This is a genomic window from Synechocystis sp. FACHB-383 (genome assembly GCF_014698605.1).
GTDB classification, from domain to species: domain Bacteria; phylum Cyanobacteriota; class Cyanobacteriia; order Cyanobacteriales; family Microcystaceae; genus Synechocystis; species Synechocystis salina.
This window is the reverse complement of sequence record NZ_JACJTJ010000064.1, coordinates 12748-30253: the sequence shown is the minus strand read 5'-3', so window position 1 is coordinate 30253 and position 17506 is coordinate 12748. Positions and strand designations below refer to the sequence as shown.

General features: G+C 41.8%; 18 protein-coding genes. 9 read left to right on the top strand and 9 right to left on the bottom strand.

Annotation, left to right across the window (positions count from 1 at the left end; translation table 11 throughout):
* Positions 1-70 precede the first annotated feature (70 nt).
* Entirely contained in the window at positions 71-337 is a 267-nt protein-coding gene (locus tag H6G45_RS18735; RefSeq protein ID WP_190599904.1) for a hypothetical protein, read from the bottom strand.
* Between the two features lie 903 nt (positions 338-1240).
* The gene (locus H6G45_RS18730; RefSeq protein ID WP_190599902.1) at positions 1241-2944 is read right to left on the bottom strand and encodes a protein adenylyltransferase SelO family protein; all 1704 of its coding nucleotides are present in this window, start codon (positions 2942-2944) and stop codon (positions 1241-1243) included.
* 958 nt (positions 2945-3902) lie between these two features.
* Between H6G45_RS18730 and H6G45_RS18720 the strand changes: the two genes are divergently transcribed.
* Together H6G45_RS18720 and H6G45_RS18715 are read left to right on the top strand one after the other, a co-directional pair.
* Entirely contained in the window at positions 3903-4136 is a 234-nt protein-coding gene (locus H6G45_RS18720; RefSeq protein WP_190599891.1) for a DNA-binding protein, read from the top strand.
* A gap of 181 nt (positions 4137-4317) precedes the next feature.
* Positions 4318-4707, top strand: a complete 390-nt coding sequence (locus tag H6G45_RS18715; RefSeq protein WP_190599901.1) for a PIN domain-containing protein — start codon at positions 4318-4320, stop codon at positions 4705-4707.
* Between the two features lie 334 nt (positions 4708-5041).
* On the opposite strand, the gene H6G45_RS18710 is transcribed toward H6G45_RS18715, so the two are convergent.
* The 3 genes from H6G45_RS18710 to H6G45_RS18700 all read right to left on the bottom strand — a co-directional run bounded on the left by H6G45_RS18710 (position 5042) and on the right by H6G45_RS18700 (position 8063).
* On the bottom strand, positions 5042-5893 hold the full coding sequence (locus H6G45_RS18710) for an RMD1 family protein (protein ID WP_190599890.1): 852 nt from the start codon (positions 5891-5893) through the stop codon (positions 5042-5044).
* Positions 5894-6007: 114 nt separating this feature from the next.
* Entirely contained in the window at positions 6008-6649 is a 642-nt protein-coding gene (locus tag H6G45_RS18705) for a hypothetical protein (protein WP_190599889.1), read from the bottom strand.
* A gap of 205 nt (positions 6650-6854) precedes the next feature.
* Positions 6855-8063 (bottom strand): transposase, encoded by a 1209-nt coding sequence (locus H6G45_RS18700; protein WP_242018260.1) that lies wholly within the window; start codon positions 8061-8063, stop codon positions 6855-6857.
* 309 nt (positions 8064-8372) lie between these two features.
* Between H6G45_RS18700 and H6G45_RS18695 the strand changes: the two genes are divergently transcribed.
* The 3 genes from H6G45_RS18695 (at position 8373) to H6G45_RS18685 (ending at position 10521) form a co-directional block, all read left to right on the top strand.
* Positions 8373-9080 (top strand): YgjP-like metallopeptidase domain-containing protein, encoded by a 708-nt coding sequence (locus H6G45_RS18695; RefSeq protein WP_190599888.1) that lies wholly within the window; start codon positions 8373-8375, stop codon positions 9078-9080.
* A 46-nt stretch (positions 9081-9126) separates the two neighbouring features.
* Positions 9127-9561 carry a GNAT family N-acetyltransferase gene (locus tag H6G45_RS18690; protein ID WP_190599887.1) on the top strand — a complete coding sequence of 145 codons (435 nt, stop codon included), beginning with the start codon at positions 9127-9129 and terminating at the stop codon, positions 9559-9561.
* 294 nt (positions 9562-9855) lie between these two features.
* A complete protein-coding gene (locus tag H6G45_RS18685; RefSeq protein WP_190599886.1) occupies positions 9856-10521 on the top strand; it encodes an SDR family oxidoreductase in 666 nt (221 codons plus the stop codon).
* Between the two features lie 365 nt (positions 10522-10886).
* Here the strand turns inward: H6G45_RS18685 and H6G45_RS18680 are convergent, their stop codons facing one another.
* Positions 10887-11393: a DUF4334 domain-containing protein gene (locus tag H6G45_RS18680; protein WP_228017352.1), complete on the bottom strand. Its 507-nt coding sequence runs from the start codon at positions 11391-11393 to the stop codon at positions 10887-10889.
* Positions 11394-11715: 322 nt separating this feature from the next.
* Here H6G45_RS18680 and H6G45_RS18675 point away from each other — a divergent pair, with 322 nt between their 5' ends.
* Positions 11716-12225: a DUF3592 domain-containing protein gene (locus H6G45_RS18675; protein WP_190599885.1), complete on the top strand. Its 510-nt coding sequence runs from the start codon at positions 11716-11718 to the stop codon at positions 12223-12225.
* 26 nt (positions 12226-12251) lie between these two features.
* Complete coding sequence (locus H6G45_RS18670) at positions 12252-12521, top strand: hypothetical protein (protein WP_190599884.1); 270 nt, start codon at positions 12252-12254, stop codon at positions 12519-12521.
* Between the two features lie 179 nt (positions 12522-12700).
* Here the strand turns inward: H6G45_RS18670 and H6G45_RS18665 are convergent, their stop codons facing one another.
* Complete coding sequence (locus tag H6G45_RS18665; protein WP_190599883.1) at positions 12701-13939, bottom strand: zinc ribbon domain-containing protein; 1239 nt, start codon at positions 13937-13939, stop codon at positions 12701-12703.
* Between the two features lie 244 nt (positions 13940-14183).
* Between H6G45_RS18665 and H6G45_RS18660 the strand changes: the two genes are divergently transcribed.
* Positions 14184-15180 (top strand): IS1 family transposase gene (locus H6G45_RS18660; RefSeq protein WP_190599882.1). Its coding sequence is split into 2 segments (ribosomal slippage): positions 14184-14546 and positions 14548-15180, totalling 996 coding nucleotides; the frame shifts between segments, so codons are not numbered across the junction.
* 147 nt (positions 15181-15327) lie between these two features.
* Here the strand turns inward: H6G45_RS18660 and H6G45_RS18655 are convergent.
* Positions 15328-15885, bottom strand: a complete 558-nt coding sequence (locus H6G45_RS18655; protein ID WP_190599881.1) for a PadR family transcriptional regulator — start codon at positions 15883-15885, stop codon at positions 15328-15330.
* A 110-nt stretch (positions 15886-15995) separates the two neighbouring features.
* On the opposite strand from H6G45_RS18655, the gene H6G45_RS18650 reads away from it, so the two are divergent.
* Complete coding sequence (locus H6G45_RS18650) at positions 15996-16790, top strand: SDR family NAD(P)-dependent oxidoreductase (protein ID WP_190599880.1); 795 nt, start codon at positions 15996-15998, stop codon at positions 16788-16790.
* A gap of 103 nt (positions 16791-16893) precedes the next feature.
* Here the strand turns inward: H6G45_RS18650 and H6G45_RS18645 are convergent, their stop codons facing one another.
* Positions 16894-17439, bottom strand: coding sequence for a PadR family transcriptional regulator (locus tag H6G45_RS18645; protein WP_190599879.1), 546 nt, complete (start codon positions 17437-17439; stop codon positions 16894-16896).
* Positions 17440-17506 lie beyond the last annotated feature (67 nt).

Genomic DNA, 17506 nt, shown 5'->3' with positions numbered 1-17506 from the left:
ACAGTAAGAGATCGCCATTCTTCAACTACAGCAGGAGAAACATTGAGGACTATCTCTTGTTGGTCTAGGGTCAATCTGGCAAAGGTTGGGCAGTTTCCTCTTGCATATCTCCAGGGACATCAACGTACATTTCTGTCTCGACTGCATAGTTATTGAGTAAGCCTTCTTTATCCACCGTATAACCATGGCTTACTTCACTCAATTCACCATCGGCTGTGACATGGGAGGTATGGCCAAAGTCTTTACCTTCTCGATGCTGACGTGCGGCGGATTCAGCCGGAATAATATGGGCATCATATTGGGGGATCGGATCTTGGGAATTACTTTGGTTATTCACTGCAATAGTCCTTTATAGTTTTTATTCAATTAAGTAGGGGCTTTCAATCTAGAAAAGTTATGACAAAACCCTTGATACATGGAAATTTCAGGGTGCTAAAAAGTACTCACTGTAGGGATGTAGTCCAATTGCCAAAAAATCCCCTCATTGGGCGATTAGGAAAAAGAAATGCCAGTAGAAGTATAAATATTAATGACTGTATCCATGCCAGTTGTAAGGTGATTTCATGTGGCAAAAGTGACAGCGTGAGCTTGGTTTAGGCTGCCAATAATACCGACAATGAAAATGAAAGACGTTGCAACAACGACCATAGATTTGGTCAATCAAGAAATCATATTAAAGACCCTAAAAAGAATGACTTAGCTAATACATATATTTTATTTTGTTTAATTGATTTTGTCTGCATGATTACGCACTTAGTCTAAATAAAACCTAAAAGATCTTGTTCTATTATCTGCAACTTGCTCAGCTTTATTTATTATATTTTTATATAAACGAGGTAATTTATAAAGGCTGTAAAGCTTTGCTTATAAGGGTTTTGCTATATTTCGCACAACCAAAAATTGCTATAGTTTTTATTCAATATTTTGAGGGATGATCTTAATTGACGCTTCTAAAACTCATAACATGCTCCATGAATAAAATGAGAAGATTTCTTGTAAATTAATCACTCTGGCCTTCTCCGTTATCTGTAGCGACTCGGAATCATCGGTATTTTGGGACCAAATTAAATGAAACTATAAATTTTAGAGGCTGGAACCCAGTTACTGACTTACATTGGCAATCCAGCACTCAGCATTGCTCGAGAGTGATCTAAATTTTGTATAAAGAGGAAAATTTAGATCACTCACTTTGTAATTGACGCTTAATAGCATCTTAATGACTTCGGGATGCACGTCATCATTAAGATGAACAGCTATAGTGCGACACGCCACCAGTGTTAAAAAATGTCTTAGGCCTTAGAGAATAGTATTTATCTTCTATTTCTTCTGACTGCTCATCATATGGACGGCTAAGTACTTCTTGCAACTCTCTAACCAAGGTGTAGTCACCTTGCATTGCTTGTTGGTAAGCAGGGACAATCAACCACTCCCGCCATGTATATTTGGGATTGACTTGTTTCATTTTCGCTGATATTTCAGCCAAATCATTATCCTTAGTGACGAGGTCACGCCAGCTTTTTAGCCAAGATTGCCATTGCTCTTCAAGTTGTTCTGAATTTTCTACGTAGAAGCTCTTTTTCAATAGTGAAATATGGTCTGGTATATGAGATAATTCTCGGAAGAAAATAGTGTAATCTACCTGTGATTTAGTCATCAACTCCATTAGTTTTTTAAACAGATTTGGGTTATATTCAGTCAAGCCAAGTTTTGCTTTCCACATTTTTTGAACTTGCTCTTGCATTGTTTCTGCAAAGCCATGACGTAGTTGATCAAAAGATTCTAAAGCCTTAGCATCTTCTGTGAGTAGTAGCCTAACTGATTTCCAAAACATATGATAATTCGCCTCTGCTGCAACTGGCTGATTGAAGAATGAAAAGTGTTGTCCGCCCCCAGTCCAAGGCTGAAACCCAGGGTTAAACATTTCACAAAACCCAAATGGTCCATAATCGAGGGTAAAGCCACCAGCAGCGCAGTTGTCACTATTAAAATTACCCTGACAGTAACCAATCCGTAGCCAATTGGCCACCAGGGTCGTGAGACGCTGCCGAAATAGCTTAGTTAACTCAACCAATTGATCTGCAAAACTAAGACTTTGATTAATATCGCTTTTGTATTCTCGCTCAATTAAATGAGACACTATCATGCGTAATTCTTCTAATGCTTTTGGATGAGCATTGTTGCGAGCGCGGCGGGCGAATAATTCCAGTTGACCAACGCGCAAAAAGGATGGTGCAACACGAGTTGAAATGGCTACAGGATTGTCTACTAAAATATCAGGGTCAATGGAGCAGGAATCTTGGGAATACCAAGGCCGGGTAACGGTCTCACATTTAGAAACATAAAGTGTCAAAGAGCGTGATGTTGGAACACCCAAAGCCTGCATATATTCTTGTGCTAAAAACTCACGCACACTTGAACGTAATACTGCTCGACCGTCCGCACCACGGCAATAAGGCGTTGGCCCGCCACCTTTCAATTGCATTTCCCAGCGCTGGCCATTGATTATTCCTTCAAATACAGATATCGCTCGACCATCTCCATAACCATTACCAGTACCGAATGGACATTGTTGAATATATTCAGTGCCATAAATCGACAGTGCATAACCAGTCGCCCAGCCAACCTGACGCATAGGCTCATGGGCAACAGAAATATCACCAGAAAATATATGGCGAAATTTGTCGTCAAGTGCCAGTCTATCGTTTAACCCAAGTTCCTTAAAAAAAGTGCTGCTATGGGTTACATATTCTGGTTCCGCAAGCGGTGTGGGTGTTACCGGTACGAAATGACCAGAAAAAACCTGCCGGGCACGGCGATCGTCTCCATCTCCCATGGCATCGGGATCAGCATTTAAGGTGTCCATCAGAGAGTAATCAGCTAATCGCACAAACTCATCAAAGGTCGTTATGGAGCGCTCAGCAGATGGTTGAGATGGATATGACATTCTTGCACCCATATTGTTTGGAAAGATTCAAGTTTAATTGAGGACTTTATAGAGGCTAGCATCTCATTACGGGGACAAAAGTTGAAGAGCCTGGTCAAGCTCATAAGGACGTAATGACTGTTCTTATCTATTTGTGGGTTCATCCCAACAGTAGGCGATCACGGGGAGTCAATAATCCCACCGTAAAAAGGTCATGTAATTCCTGCCCTGTTAATACCTTTGTTTGGCCCTGACGGTTAATTTTCATTCAATCATTCCTAAAAAAAATGTTGAATAGCTCTCACAAACCTAATTGTATCGTGGAATTTTTCCAACTCTCCATCGCTCAACACAAATTATTACTAATTATTATCAATTAATAAATTCTGAAAATTACCACCATGTCCCAAATCGTCTGATACGGGGCTTTGCTGAAGAAAATGATTAGCTATCCTAAAAAGTCAGATATAAAGATTACAGACGATTCTCAAGAGTGTAATTTGTACTGTATTGCGATTCATCTTCAAAGATTGGGAAAAAAGTCACTTTGCCCAGTAATCCCAGCAATCCCCCCACTAGGGCAAAGAGGATGCCAATAATCCAGCCTGTCAGACTGCCAACTCTGGTTTCAATGGAGTCAAGGCGTTTGCCTGTGTCGGTCACCTTCTAGTCAATGGTGGCGATCGCCGTTTTCATTTCAGCTTGACCAGCTTCCAACCGTTCTAAGCGGGAATCTACCTTCTCCAGGATTTTGACTGGATCTACTTCAAAGGTTGCCATGGTGTAAAAGGAGAAGGATTTCTCCTCTAGGGTAATCTAAATTGCTTCGACGTTGAATTGGCGATCTTTTCGTTCTGGGTTAGGAGATCTAGCCCGTTTTATGCTCCCCAACATTTAATGGAATATTGCCACTCGGTTAAAAAGCTATCATCTGGGTGATGACCAAAAGCAAGAGTTTGTTGTGAGCTGGGGGTAGTGGATGGCTAATTTAATTGTCCGCAATATTGATGAGGCAGTGGTGGTAGCCCTGAAAAAGCGGGCGGGGCAACATGGCATCAGTGCCGAAGCAGAGCACCGCAGAATCCTAGAGCAGGCCCTATTGCAACTTCCTCGAAAGCCCTTTGCGGAGGTGCTTCGCCAGATTCTCGATGTGGGCAATGACTCAGATTTTGAGCGAATACAGGATGACAGAGCCAGTCAAATATTTGATTGATACCAACGTTATTACCTACATTCCGCACGTAGTACACCTTCGTCTAAAATCGAGTACGACGGCAAGCCTATTTCGGGGTTTGCCTCTTGACTCCCAGTCAATTAATACTAGAAAACTACGCTATCTGTAGTGTTTTTCCGAAAATTTAGTAACTATTGGTAGAGCCTGCGGAATGTAGGTTATTAGTGAGCTACGGAAGCAAGATAGGGCTGACCCCGGCGTACTAGCATTTTTTCAGCAAGCTCAGCATCTCTATTTGAGTATGATTACCATTGCAGAATTGCGGCGGCGTGTGGAATTAATCAGGCATCGAGGGAATAATCAACAAGCTAATTTACTGGAGGAGTGGTTGGAAATTGTAATTGCAGATTACGCTGACCAGATCCTAGATTTCACCATCTTTGAAGCTCAGATTTGGGGAAAATTAGGAGTCCCTAATCCCCATAACGCCCTAGATAAAAAAATTGCTGCTACTGCTCTCAGTTATGGACTGACCCTAGTTAGCCGTAATGTTAAAGACTTTGTTGGCACTGGGGTTTGTTTGCTCAATCCTTTCGTGGGCGATCAATAATCAGCAATTGCCCATGGCAGCAGAAACAGCAAAAAGTTGACCTCCACATTAGTCAAGATTAGGGAAAGATCGCCAGCTTAGAAACCCCTAGTAAAAGTTACTGGGGTCTATTCCCTTCGCTAAAATTCCCTACTTAGATTGGTAAATATCGTTACATTTCACAATTAATTTAAACGGCATCCCCAATAATCAACTCAGCAGTTAAACAGAGTTGACAGAGCATTAGTGGACAAATTAAGAAAGCTTTAAAGAAAGTTAAATTTTTTAATCTTTGTGGTTATCTTTCTTTTATATACAAAATTTGTTCAGTTCCACTGAGCAATGTTTCAAAGCTTTAGTTAAGCAAGCTATAGATAGCTAGAATAATTTCAATTACAATCAAAATAACAATATACCATTCAACTCTATGACTACTATCTCTTTGTAGAATTGCTAGGGCTGTTTCCATTGTTCTACTAATTAAGGTTAGTTTTTTTTCCAACGCTAGCCAACGTTCTCGCAACTCGTATTCATCTTCTAGGCGCAAGTAGAGGCGGTCTAATTCGGGAAAATCCCAAATAGGATCAGGTTTTTCTCCCACTTCAACAATACCAAAAACTTTTTGCTCAATTAACAATAAACCACCAATATAGCCCAATAATTCTTTTTCTTTTGGAGGACGGGGATTTTTACCTTGAATGGCTGTTGTGAAAGGTTTAATTTTGTCAAATAAGCTAGAAACTTCGCGCTCATAATAATCTAAAACAATACTTTTTCCTAATGCTTCAGCAATAATTTGCAAACGTTCTGTGGTGCATTCTTGGAGTGACAAATATCCAGATTCTAGCCGTTCTTTAACATTTGGACGGATAATCATTGGCAAGACTTCTAAAAGTTTTTCGGGAAAAGATTCTTGAACATGAGGATTAATTTGATGTAGAAATTCTAATTCTTCCGACTCAGTACAATTAAATATCACCACAACACCGTAGCGCAACAAAACGGCACATCCATCTGCCCCAGTCCGAAGGATTAGAGGATTAGTAGCTAGGGGGTCTTGCACTTCAATGTTTTTGATGGCAATGCGTTCGCCAATCAGATAGGCTCGGGTCAGAATTGACTCCTTGCTTGTCCAGTCAAGGTCTGTTGAGGAAATAAGAGTTTGTGATTCAGTATTAATCGGCATCAAATCAGGAGATAAAGTCATTATTATTGAATAATATATAAACTAGAGATGGGCAAAACTAGGTTTTATTAAAGAATGATACTAACGCTTTTAATTAGATTTTAGGTTATCAGCTTCATGCATGTCTTCTTTATTTTACGCATTTTTGAGTTCACAACGAGCATTTTGCAATCTTTGACAGATCTTCATTTGCTGATATAAAGGACGCCAATTCCACAGAGCATTGGCTAAGGCTTCCCAAATTGTGAGCCAGCTAAATACAGTCACGCCTTGATTAACCAAGGAAAAAGCAATTTTGATATCTTGGGGTACAGTCTGTGATTCTAATAAAATAGATAGAGCTAAAGTTCCTGTCCCAGCAAATCCGAGTAAAATAGCGTCACGGGCTAGTTGTTGTAGGTTTTGCCAGCGAATATTTTCTAGATAAGAAAAATAACGATGAATGACAATACATAAAATTTTTTCAGAAAAATTTGTTTCAGGAGGAGATTGCTCGGCGAGAGTAAACTGGAGAATAAACTCATCATTTTCAAATTCTGTTAGGCAGCTAAAAAGATAGTTAACAAGGTCCTTATCAAGATTAAACACCAAGGAGTTTATTTCATCATAATTATAATTTGTTGGGAACCGCTCAAAAGGCATCAATAAGTCCGTTGGTGAATCAAGGTGCAAACGAATAATGGTATCTCCGTCAAGAGAACGGGAAAAATGTTCCAGTCCTGGTGTTCGTTGAATAAATGTCCGTCGCCAAGGAAATAATTGAATAACCCGTTTCATAATTTAATAATTAATATTAGAAATCGGAAGTTAGACACGACAAATTTAATGGTAAATAAGGCCATATATGACAAAAAATTTAACTATGAAGAATAAGCATAGACACTAATCAGTAATAGCGTTATGGCGACTAGCAGATCAGTGTGAGACAGCAGTTGACATCCTCCAACCCGGCTAAAGCCGGGGGATTCCTAGACCTCACAATCTAGGTTTTCTGCTTCATAGCCAGTTGACTAGACCCTGTTACCAGAATCCCCGTCACCTCAACTCCACAGACATTTTCTATTCCCCGTTGCCCACGGGTACAAATTACTTGGGCGGCGGCAATATCCCTTGGTTTAATCGAGCCACATTCAGGACAGTGGTGTATTCTCACACTCAAGTCCTTTGAGACCCTAGCCCCACAATCAGGACATTGTTGACTTGTCCCTTTGGGGTCTACCTTGCCGTAAAAGACTCCTCTTTGAAAACAGACCCAAGGCAAAATCTGATTAACAAATTGTCCTAGTCCAGCATCGAGAGTGTGCTTTCCCAGCATTCCTTTAGCCGTGATGCGGAAGTCTAAATCTTCTACAAAAATGGAGTCTCCCTGGTCACACAACTGGTGAGCTAACTTAAAATGCCAATCCTTACGGGTATCAGCAATTCTTTCATGAAGTCTTGCTATTTTTCGACGGAGTTTAGCCTCATTGGCACTCCCCCTTTGCTTAGTTTTGAGCCTTCGTTGTAGCAATTTAAGCTGACGTTGAAGTTCACCGAAGAAACGGGGACGTTTTACCTGTACACCGTCGGATGTGGACAGGAAATATTCCAATCCCACATCAACACCGATGGGATGGCCGTGGAAAGGCACATCAGGAATACTTACATCCAATTGCAGAGTAAGCATCACAAAATAGCCCGATGCTTTTCTGACCACCCTTGCCTGTTTCACCCCAAAACCTTCAGGAATAGGACGGGAATAGTACCACCCCACTATGCCAATTTTCGGAAGTTTGATCCCTTCTGCGGACACCGGATTTTTCCCTAACTGAGGGAAGACAAATGAACGCAGATTGTGCCGCTTTTTAAAGCGAGGAAAACCAAAACCTCTTTTGTGCATATCATCCCAAGCCCGATCCAACTGCCTCAAGGTTTGTTGAAGTATTTGGGAATGGGTGTTAGCTAATTCAGGAATGTGTTTTCTTGCCTCTGTCAAGCGTTTTGCTTGGATATGGTAATCAGGAAAGGGCTCGTCGGCAGAGAGGATATATTCACCTCGAATCGAGCAAGCATTAACCGGAGACTTACGAGAAGCACACCAATCCTTGCGTTCTCGCAGGGCATAGTTCCACACCTTGCGACAGACATTGAGGTTTTCCTCTATGTCTAACACTTGTTGTGGAGTTGGTTTCAGCTTGTAGGCGTAGGTCATAGTTAACATACTTAAATTTTAGCTTACACAAGATATTTTGTATGTAAAACTTGCACCTGCCAATTAAAGCCTTCCTGAAGGACGGCGTTTTAAACCCATTTTTCAGATAGGCAGTATGACAGACGGGAGCATCTCAATTTGGCATTAAATACAAATGTTTGTAAGCAGGGGGTGCTGATAGATTTGTGATTCTGTTGCCAAGCCTGAGCCTGTAACCCAAAATTGAGTTGTAACGCTGTTTCAATACCGCCTCGATAAGCAACCTTGAAGTCTGTGACGGGATCGTTTTTAATGTCGCCAAGAAAAAATGTGAATACTAAAAAGACATTTCTGGAACTGGAGGATCTGGGCATTGTCATCATCTACAAACCCATCAAAAACGTTCGTCTAACCGTACACCCCCCCGACGGTGAGGTGCGGGTGTCAGCCCCCTTGACCATGAACCCAGATATTGTTCGTGCTTTTGTTTTTTCCAAACTGAGTTGGATCAAGCGACAACGGCAGAAAATACTAGCCCGAGACAGAGAAGCACCTAGGCAATACATTAACGGAGAAAACCACTTCTTCTGTGGACAAAGCTACCTATTGAAGGTCATAGAACACCAAGGTCCACCGGAGGTCAACTTGACTCCCCAGATTCTAAAGCTTTACGTTCGTCCCCATACTTCCCAGAACAAGCGCCACCACCTAATCAGTGAATGGTACCGCCAACAGTTGAAGTTAATCATTCCAGCCCTTATCGCCAAGTACGAACCTATTATGGGGGTTGAGGTGCGTGAGTTTGGCGTTAAACGTATGAAGACCCGCTGGGGTACCTGTAACTCTAGAGCTCAGCGTATTTGGCTCAACCTAGAGTTAGCAAAAAAGCCGCTAGCGTGCTTGGAGTACGTGGTAGTCCATGAAATGACCCACTTGCTGGAACATAGGCATAATGACCGCTTCTGGGGATTGATAGATACTTTTTACCCACAGTGGCGGCAGCATCGAGAAGAGCTTAATCGCTTACCCTTGGGCTAACTAGGACAAGAAATGGCTACCAATCAGATTTAAAGCTCTATAGTCCATGAAGATTCGCCTTTATCAGGAAGTTGATCAGGCTGCACTGCTGACGGTGTGGTATCGAGCAGCGGCGATCGCCCATTATTTCCTACCAGCCAACTACTTCCAGCAAGAGCGATCCGACATTGTCGATCTTTATCTGCCAATGGCCGAAACCTGGGTTTACGAACATCAGGGAGAAGTGGTGGGCTTCATTTCCCTGCTAGGGCAAACCGTCGGCGGATTCTTTGTGGATCCAGAAATGCAGGACAAAGGAGTGGGGCGATCGCTGATGGATCATGCAGTACAACTCCGAGGCGCTCTGAACGTGGAAGTGTTTGAGCAGAACGAGGTCGGGCGACGATTCTACAGCCGCTACGGTTTTGTTCCAGTGAGCAGTTCTCACCACAATGCGACGGGGCAGCCCCTAATCTTAATGAAGTTTGTGCCGAGGCGCTGACTTATCGACAGAGAGATCTGAGGTGGACACTTTAGCCTTGTTCAGGTAACGATTATGGTAATTCCAGATCTTTCCTACATCTGTCATCAAGACCCATATAATGAAAGTTTCTGCCCAGTTATTTCCTATCTAATTACATTTACTTTGCTATGCTTCCTGAATGGATAAAGTTGAGTTTAACAAAAATGTTGCTTCCGATAAATTATTTTCTTTCAGCCAATCAAAAGAGTTAACGGCTGATTATATTTGTGTTTTTCGGATTTATTTATTTACTATTGTTCACTATTAGAAAAAATGAGTACTTACTTAGTCACAGGGGCAAATCGAGGCATCGGTTTAGAATATTGTCGTCAACTAAAAAAGCGAGGGGATCACGTCATTGCTGTCTGTCGCTCGACTTCGGACGAATTAAAGAATTTGGAAGTGTCAGTCGAAACAGATGTTGAGCTTACCTCAGAAACAGATATTGCCGGCTTAGTGGAGCGACTTGATGGCCAATCGATTGATGTTTTGATTAATAACGCTGGTATTGCAGAAAGCTTTGGGTTAGACAATTTAAATATTGATAGTATTCGTCGGCAATTTGAAGTGAATGCCCTTGCTCCTTTAAGATTAACCCGTGCGTTAGTACCTAATTTAAAAGCAGGTTCTAAGATTATTATCATGACCAGTCGCATGGGGTCAATTGAAGATAATACTTCAGGTGATTCCTATGGTTATCGAATGTCAAAAGTTGCACTTTCAATGGCAGGTAAATCTTTATCTATTGACTTAAAACATCGTCAGATTGCGGTGGCGATTCTTCATCCTGGCTTAGTCAAGACTCGTATGACAAATTTTAATACACAGGGAATTACACCCGAAGAATCTGTTAAAGGACTACTTAGTCGTATTGAGCAATTAAATCTAGAAAATACGGGAACGTTTTGGCATTCTAATGGAGAAATTTTGCCTTGGTAATCTATGAATTTTTAAAAATCAAATCATCAAATCGTTCCTGTGTACTATTCAAGAGATTTGTTGCTTGTTGTGAGTGAAATATTTGCAAAACAATTTACCAATACTTTTTCGATGTGCTTGGATAACCATGGTCATAAACCCCAATATGTAAGCTGCTGGGTTTACCGCAGCGTTTTTGAAAACATTGGGAGACTCTGGCATTAGTTGCAATGTAGTGGCTGGTGCTCATCATGATCATGTTTTTGATCGCTGATGAGAAACAAAGTCCGCCCAGCTTTCTGTGGGATGTATATTTGATAGCATCGTGGATTACCATCGTGCATTGAGGATGTAGGCGATCGCCAAAAAAGTGGGGGGGAATTTTATCAGGCTTGAAGAACAGACCGTTGTAACAAAAAGAAAAAAGGCTGGGGGATGAGCTTATAATCCATCAAACCAAATACGGAATTATCGTCAATTTTCTTAAAAGAATCATTAATTGGTAAATAATCGTAAATCATAGTGGCGGTAACTACACCACGATTTTCCATCATTCGCAAACGTGCTTGGCTAACTTCAGTTTTAAAGAAACGATTAAACCAACGCAGACCTGGAGCTACCCATGGATAACGATTGATATGAAAATTTAGGGAGAGTGCCATTACAGTGGGATCTGGCTTCAGTTTGAAAATTTCTCCCTCGGTATTTTGAAACAACAAAGGATGAACAGTTTCTGAATCAATAAACTCCTTACCATACCAACAAATCATTTCCAATATGCCATCCATAGGATGATTAGTGGAAATTCCCTTGCCCTGCCAACGCCCTGTCATAAAAGCCAAATTCACAGGTTCCAAGGAATCATAAACAGACAATGCTTCGGCAGTAGTCATTGTGGGAGCTGACAAGAGAGATTGTAAATCGGTTTTAGCTATCATCCTGGCTCCTAATCAAAATAAAGAGGATTTTCAACTCAACTGGGGGGATAAACTTTAAAATCAGAAAGACGACAATAAAGATATGGTTCCAGCTCTTTATTGTCGTAGTCCCTTCCATTTTTACTGCCTCCCCACCCCTGCTGGACAAAGGCTAACTAGTTCAGGCCCAAGGTTTGACCCTGACCAGAGGCCCCCTGAGTGGAAGCAAAAAAATCAGCAGAGGTTGGAGGAGTCTAATGATGTTAGCTTGTACACCCCCTTTGTAATATTAACTGTTATGGATAAGCTCTTTTTCTCTCTATTTATCAGCATCTTTTACGCTGTTGGGTTTGGTCTGCTTTGGTCTGGTATCAACTCTGCCAAGCAATCAGTCGAAGCATCTAATTGGCCATCTGTAACCGGCACAATTACCAATCTGTCTCTTCGCGAGAACTCAGACAGCGATGGCACAACTTATGGGGTAGAGGTGGAGTATCGTTATTCTGTCATGGGCCGGACATATACCAGTTCCAGATTGGCATTTGGATATGCTTCCAGTAGCGGCAGACAGGCACACCAAGATATTCTCAATAAATTAGAGCACGCTTCATCAGTAAAGGTTCGATATAATCCAGAAAATCCTGCAACATCTACTCTTTCATTTGGGATTCATCGCTCAGTAAAATTTGTCTTAGCTTTTGCTATTACATGGTTAGCATTTGTTTTTGGTTTTACCTTAATTTGGTGGATAGCATCTCAACCAGATGATGTTCTGCTCAAAAATATGGAAGTAACCTTAAAGCGATAATTTTACTAATTGTTTCATCCACAGAAATGAAGGATTTGACCCTGACTGAGCTTAATTTGCAATCCACACTGATGAAAGATATTGCCTCTACCTATGCTAGTTTAGGCAACTATGACCAAGCCATTGCCATAGTCAATGACATCACTGACTCTGAATTCCAGTCCTTAGCAATGGTAGATATTGCCTCTGCTTATGCTGCTGCGGATAAGGATTATCAGTCTCTTTTCGACATGATTAGCAATCCCCAAGCGAAGTTGTTGACTAAGATTAATTTTTATTTGCTGAAAGCAAGATAAATGGCTTCTCTTTAAGCGGTCAGGTTTGTTTGAAAATTCAAAAAATGCTGTACCATCAAACCAAACTTACAACAGCTTCATTACCACACGAGTGATTAACGATTGCGATGTAAACTATTGCCAATCTTAATGTGTCATTATTTTTACCACAGTCATTTTTCATCAACTAGACTTGAAGGTTATTTACTCTGCCGTTGGGGAGCACCACATTCTTTACAGTGGGGTAAATGTTGATAGGTAAGAGCATGACAACTTAGGCATTCAACATATTGATAATAACCACAGTGGGGACAATGGGAATCCTGGGGGCGAATTCGCTTCGCACATTTTACACAACTGGATTTTTGAAACCGTTTAGCTGCTTGACCTTTAGGATTAAAAACAAATCTTTGGAAAAATTTAATAACGCCAAATCCCACCAAAGGAATAAACAAAATATATAGATAACTAATGGCAAAAATTAATCCACCAAAAACAGCTTCAATAAAATTAAAGACGAGATCAAAAATAAGACCAAATTGTAGAAATTCAAAGACCTTTAAAATTAGGGGAATAAGAAAAATAACTAGCAAGTGCCAGCTAATCAAAGCCACTAATCCATAGCCTTTTTTGACTGCAAAACTATGAACCCAAAGGGCAGTTACAATTAAAGGTATTAAAAATAGACTTTGGAAAAGAAACCGAATAGTCGGATACCAAAATATCGCATTGAGATAACTCTGATTTAAGTCCGCCCAGACCTCTTTTTGATTAATAAAATTAAGAAAATTGACGCTTTCTGGTTTTGCCAAAAGTTGTTGTTCTAGGCGGGTAATTTCCTGCTTTAAACTGGCAATTTTAGCAATATTTTGATTTAATTGTTGCTTGGCTTTTTCTGGAGGGGTTTGATTAATTGAATTTTCCTTCCCTTGACCAGCAATTTTTTCTAATAATGTCGAGTCATACTGGGAGCGGATGGTATTATTGGATTCTTCTAGATCATTAATTTGAGCTACGGTCTGATTAATCTTAATAATAAGATTTTGATTATCGGTGGTTTGAATTTTATCGTGATACTGGGCATAGGTTAAACAGACTTCACTAACTTGCCCAAGATGCCCATTTTCTGACTCTCTAAAACTTTGCTCTAAATTGTATTGCTCGATAGGGTCAGTGGCAATAGCTTCCTGAATAATTTGAAAATTTTTGCCAGCAGTTGTTTGGGTTTGATAATTTTGCCAAGCAGCATGGCAAGGATAGACTAAATTTGGTTGAAGATACCATTGGCCAATGTCTTCTATGCCGGTAAAAACATTGACAAGAATAAAAATGTCAATAAAAATAATTACAATTAAGCTGACCTTGTTTAGGGGTTCATTCTTAACTGTTCTAGATTTATTCCAAAACTGGTCAAATAGCCGGCGTATAGAAGTAAACATTTAGATAATAAATTTTTACGTTAAGGTTTTAAATTAAACACCGAAAGCTCTGATCCAATATCAAAAATAAAAATTAACAATACCTTAGTAATATTATTGAACAAAGTGGGAATAGAGGCCTTAATTTTTGCCCCGTTGCAATTGCTAAAACTAATTATTTTGTTAATTATGCCATTTAACTTGTTGGCATTGTCTGCTTAGGGAGTGAGAGCTAGAATTGTTACGCAGTATAAGGTTGAAAAAAATGAACTGTATCTATTGTGAAAGTGAACGGGTAGTGAAAAATGGAAGAAAGAAGCTGAAGACGAGACAGATAGTGCAAAGTTATTTGTGTAATGAATGTGGTCGTCGATTCAACGAGCGTAGTGGAACCCCCATGGCTCGATTGAGAACACCAGGGTCACAGGTAGAGATGGCGCTCAGGGTAAGAGGGGAAGGACTCGGAATCAGAGCCACCGCCAGAGTTCTAGGGAAATCGCCCAGCAGTATTACAACCTGGGAAAAACGCTTATCAAATCAGCTAGGAAAATGGTCACCTAAAGCCCCAGAGGGAGGGGAAATAACGATAGAAGGAGATGAACTCTACACCAGAGTGGGTGAAAACCTTCCCCCCCGAAAAATCAGAAGGTTGGACAATTAGTTTCATGGAGAGAGAAAGTCGATACTGGTTAGAAGCCAAAGCCGGAATCAAGGATAGGAGGTTGTTCGAGCAGGGAGTAAAGACTGCTTGGGGGTGGGGAGAACCGAGTCAGTGGATGCGGTGGTTCACCGATGGTGAAAGACGATATGGGAAGGAATTATGGAAATTAGCGAGTATTTATTTGCCCGGTAAGATGACCACAGATGCTTACCCCTACAAGAAGGTATGGCGTGAAGGGGTAGAAGTGGCGATGAAGATTAAGGGGTCTCAGGGCAAACCAAGGGTCGAATGGGTATTTCGAGAGCATCCGTTTACGGCAATTAGTCCATCATCAGAAGTACATGCCAATCATTTAGAGGCATTAAACAGCGCCCTGAGACGTCGGGGGACCGCCTACCGCCGGCGACAAAACCACTATGCCAAGGAACTAGAGGGATTGCAGAGAGCCCTTAACGTGCAGAGGTTACTACACAACTGGTTCCGTCCTCATGGAAGTCTGGGAAAAAATACCACTCCGGCTATGGCCATGGGCTTCATTGACCGCCCTGTCGAAATTGCAGAAATACTTACCTGTAGAGGCTTTTGCCACTTCACTCCTTAAAAGGACAGTGCCAAGAGTTAGTTGGCGATCGCCTAACGCTGGATTTACTCTTATGAAGTTACATTTTCGTGAAGATTGTTTGCGGGTTAAACCGGGAGAGAAAACTAGAGCTAAATTCATAGCAGCATCGCCCACTCGTTTTGAATTCTAATCTTCCAAATTATCCACAACCCGATTGATTGCCTTAAGTGATTCATCACACCATGCTACCCAGTCCTCTTGATAGCGAATTGCCCGACGGATGACGAGGTGCATATACAGATCTTTAAGTTCGAGCAAATCCAAATTTTTGGCAAAGTGTTCGTCCATTTTTTTCAAATGCTGCGCCATTTCGCGATGCAGTTTTTGTCTGCGTTCAATTTCGCGAACAACCATCTGACTAGGCACGAGATGCCCCGCTAATCCTATAACACCCAGATCCTCACGGATGGCAGTGGGTTCCGTGGGTTGGGTTAACCAGTCAATCAGTTCTTCTTGCCCTTTGGCAGTGATGGAATAGATTTTTTTATCTAAGCGTCCGGGCTGGGGAATCGCCTCATAGATGACGCGATCTTGTTTCTCTAATTTGCTCAATTCGGCATACACCTGTTGCTGACTCGCCTTCCAAAAGCAACCCCCAAATCCTTCAGCAAATTCTTTTGCGACTTCATAGCCACTCAGGGGTTGTCGCGATAGAAATGCCAGGATCGTATGTTTGAGAGCCATAAATGCCAGTTCTAGAAAAAATGGGACTAAAAATCGCTTGACGGATTTCGTGATCTGAGTATATCTTAGTTCTTGTACTCAAAAAATTGAACACAAAAACATGAGTTAGCATGGGAAATTTGCAAAAGCGACTAAAGACCCGATATGGTCCTTGGGCTGTCGTCACAGGCGCATCCTCCGGCATTGGTCGAGAAATGGCACTGAGGTTGGCTCAGTCGGAATTGAATCTTGTTTTGGTGGCGCGGAGGCAAACGATTTTAAAGCAGATGGCTCAGGATTTAAGCGATCGCTATGGGATTGAGGTGCGCTTGGTAATTCAGGATTTATCGGTGGAGACGAGCATGGAAATCCTTGCGGCGCAAACTCACGATTTAGATGTCGGTTTACTGGTGGCAGCGGCAGGTTTTGGGACATCGGGGGCGTTTCTCAATTCCCAACTGGAACAAGAGATGGAGATGCTGAATGTTAACTGCCGATCACTCTTGGGGCTAACCTGGCACTTTTCACAGCGGTTTGCCAAGCAACGACGAGGCGGCATCGTATTGATGAGTTCGATCGTGGGGTTTCAGGGAACACCATTTGCCGCTCACTACGCAGCGACCAAGGCTTATGTGCAAACACTGGCTGAAGCCCTGTATGTGGAACTTGCACCTATTGGTGTTGACGTCATTGCCTCTGCCCCAGGCCCCACTAACAGCGGTTTTAGCGATCGCGCCGGGATGAAGATGGGAAAAGCTCTCAGTGCTGGCGAGGTTGCCGAAGGGACTTTGAAGGCATTGGGGCGAAAGTCCACAGTGCTGCCGGGATTTTTATCAAAACTCCTCACTTATTCCCTTGTACCTTTGCCACGATGGGCGCGGGTGCGAATCATGGGCGGTGTGATGAAAAGTATGACGAAACAATGAACATGCCGATATCTTGGCTGCCTTCCCCAAGACCAAAACCTTGATTAACTTTGTTTGTTGGATGAATCAAGAGAATGCCTCGTGGCGATCGCCAGAAAAGGCTTCAACTGCCTAATGCTTCAAGCACCTCATCACACCAATCCACCCAACTCTCCTCAAAACGAATTCCCCGTAACAAGGTTAGATAGCGGTACCGATCTCGGGCTGAAGGGGGATCATCCTTAAACTGCCCATGCTCTAAATAATGCGCCTGCTTTTCCCGAAAATGTTGCAAATGCTGTTGGTGTAAAAGCTTACGTCGTTGGATCTCCCCCAGAATAACGTCAGATTTCACATAGGGAAAATCCATAATTCGGACCAATAAATCCTCCCGAATCGGCGTTGGTTCCGTCGGCTGTAAACACCAGTGCAATAAAATTTGCTTGCCTTCTGGGGTGATCGAATAAATTTTTTTATCCGGTTTTCCCTTCTGGGGCACCGTATGCTTAGACACCCAACCAGCCCCTTCCATTTTGCCTAGTTCTCGATAAATCTGTTGTTGACTAGCTTGCCAAAAACAACTGATACCGTCTTCAAAACGTTTGCCAATGTCGTAACCACTGGCGGGCAACTCAATCAAAATCGACAGGATGGTGTGGGCAAGGGCCATAGCAATAAAAAACCCAGAACGGGCGATTGACATATCCAATTAGTTGAGTATAGACTGACGGCAGCTA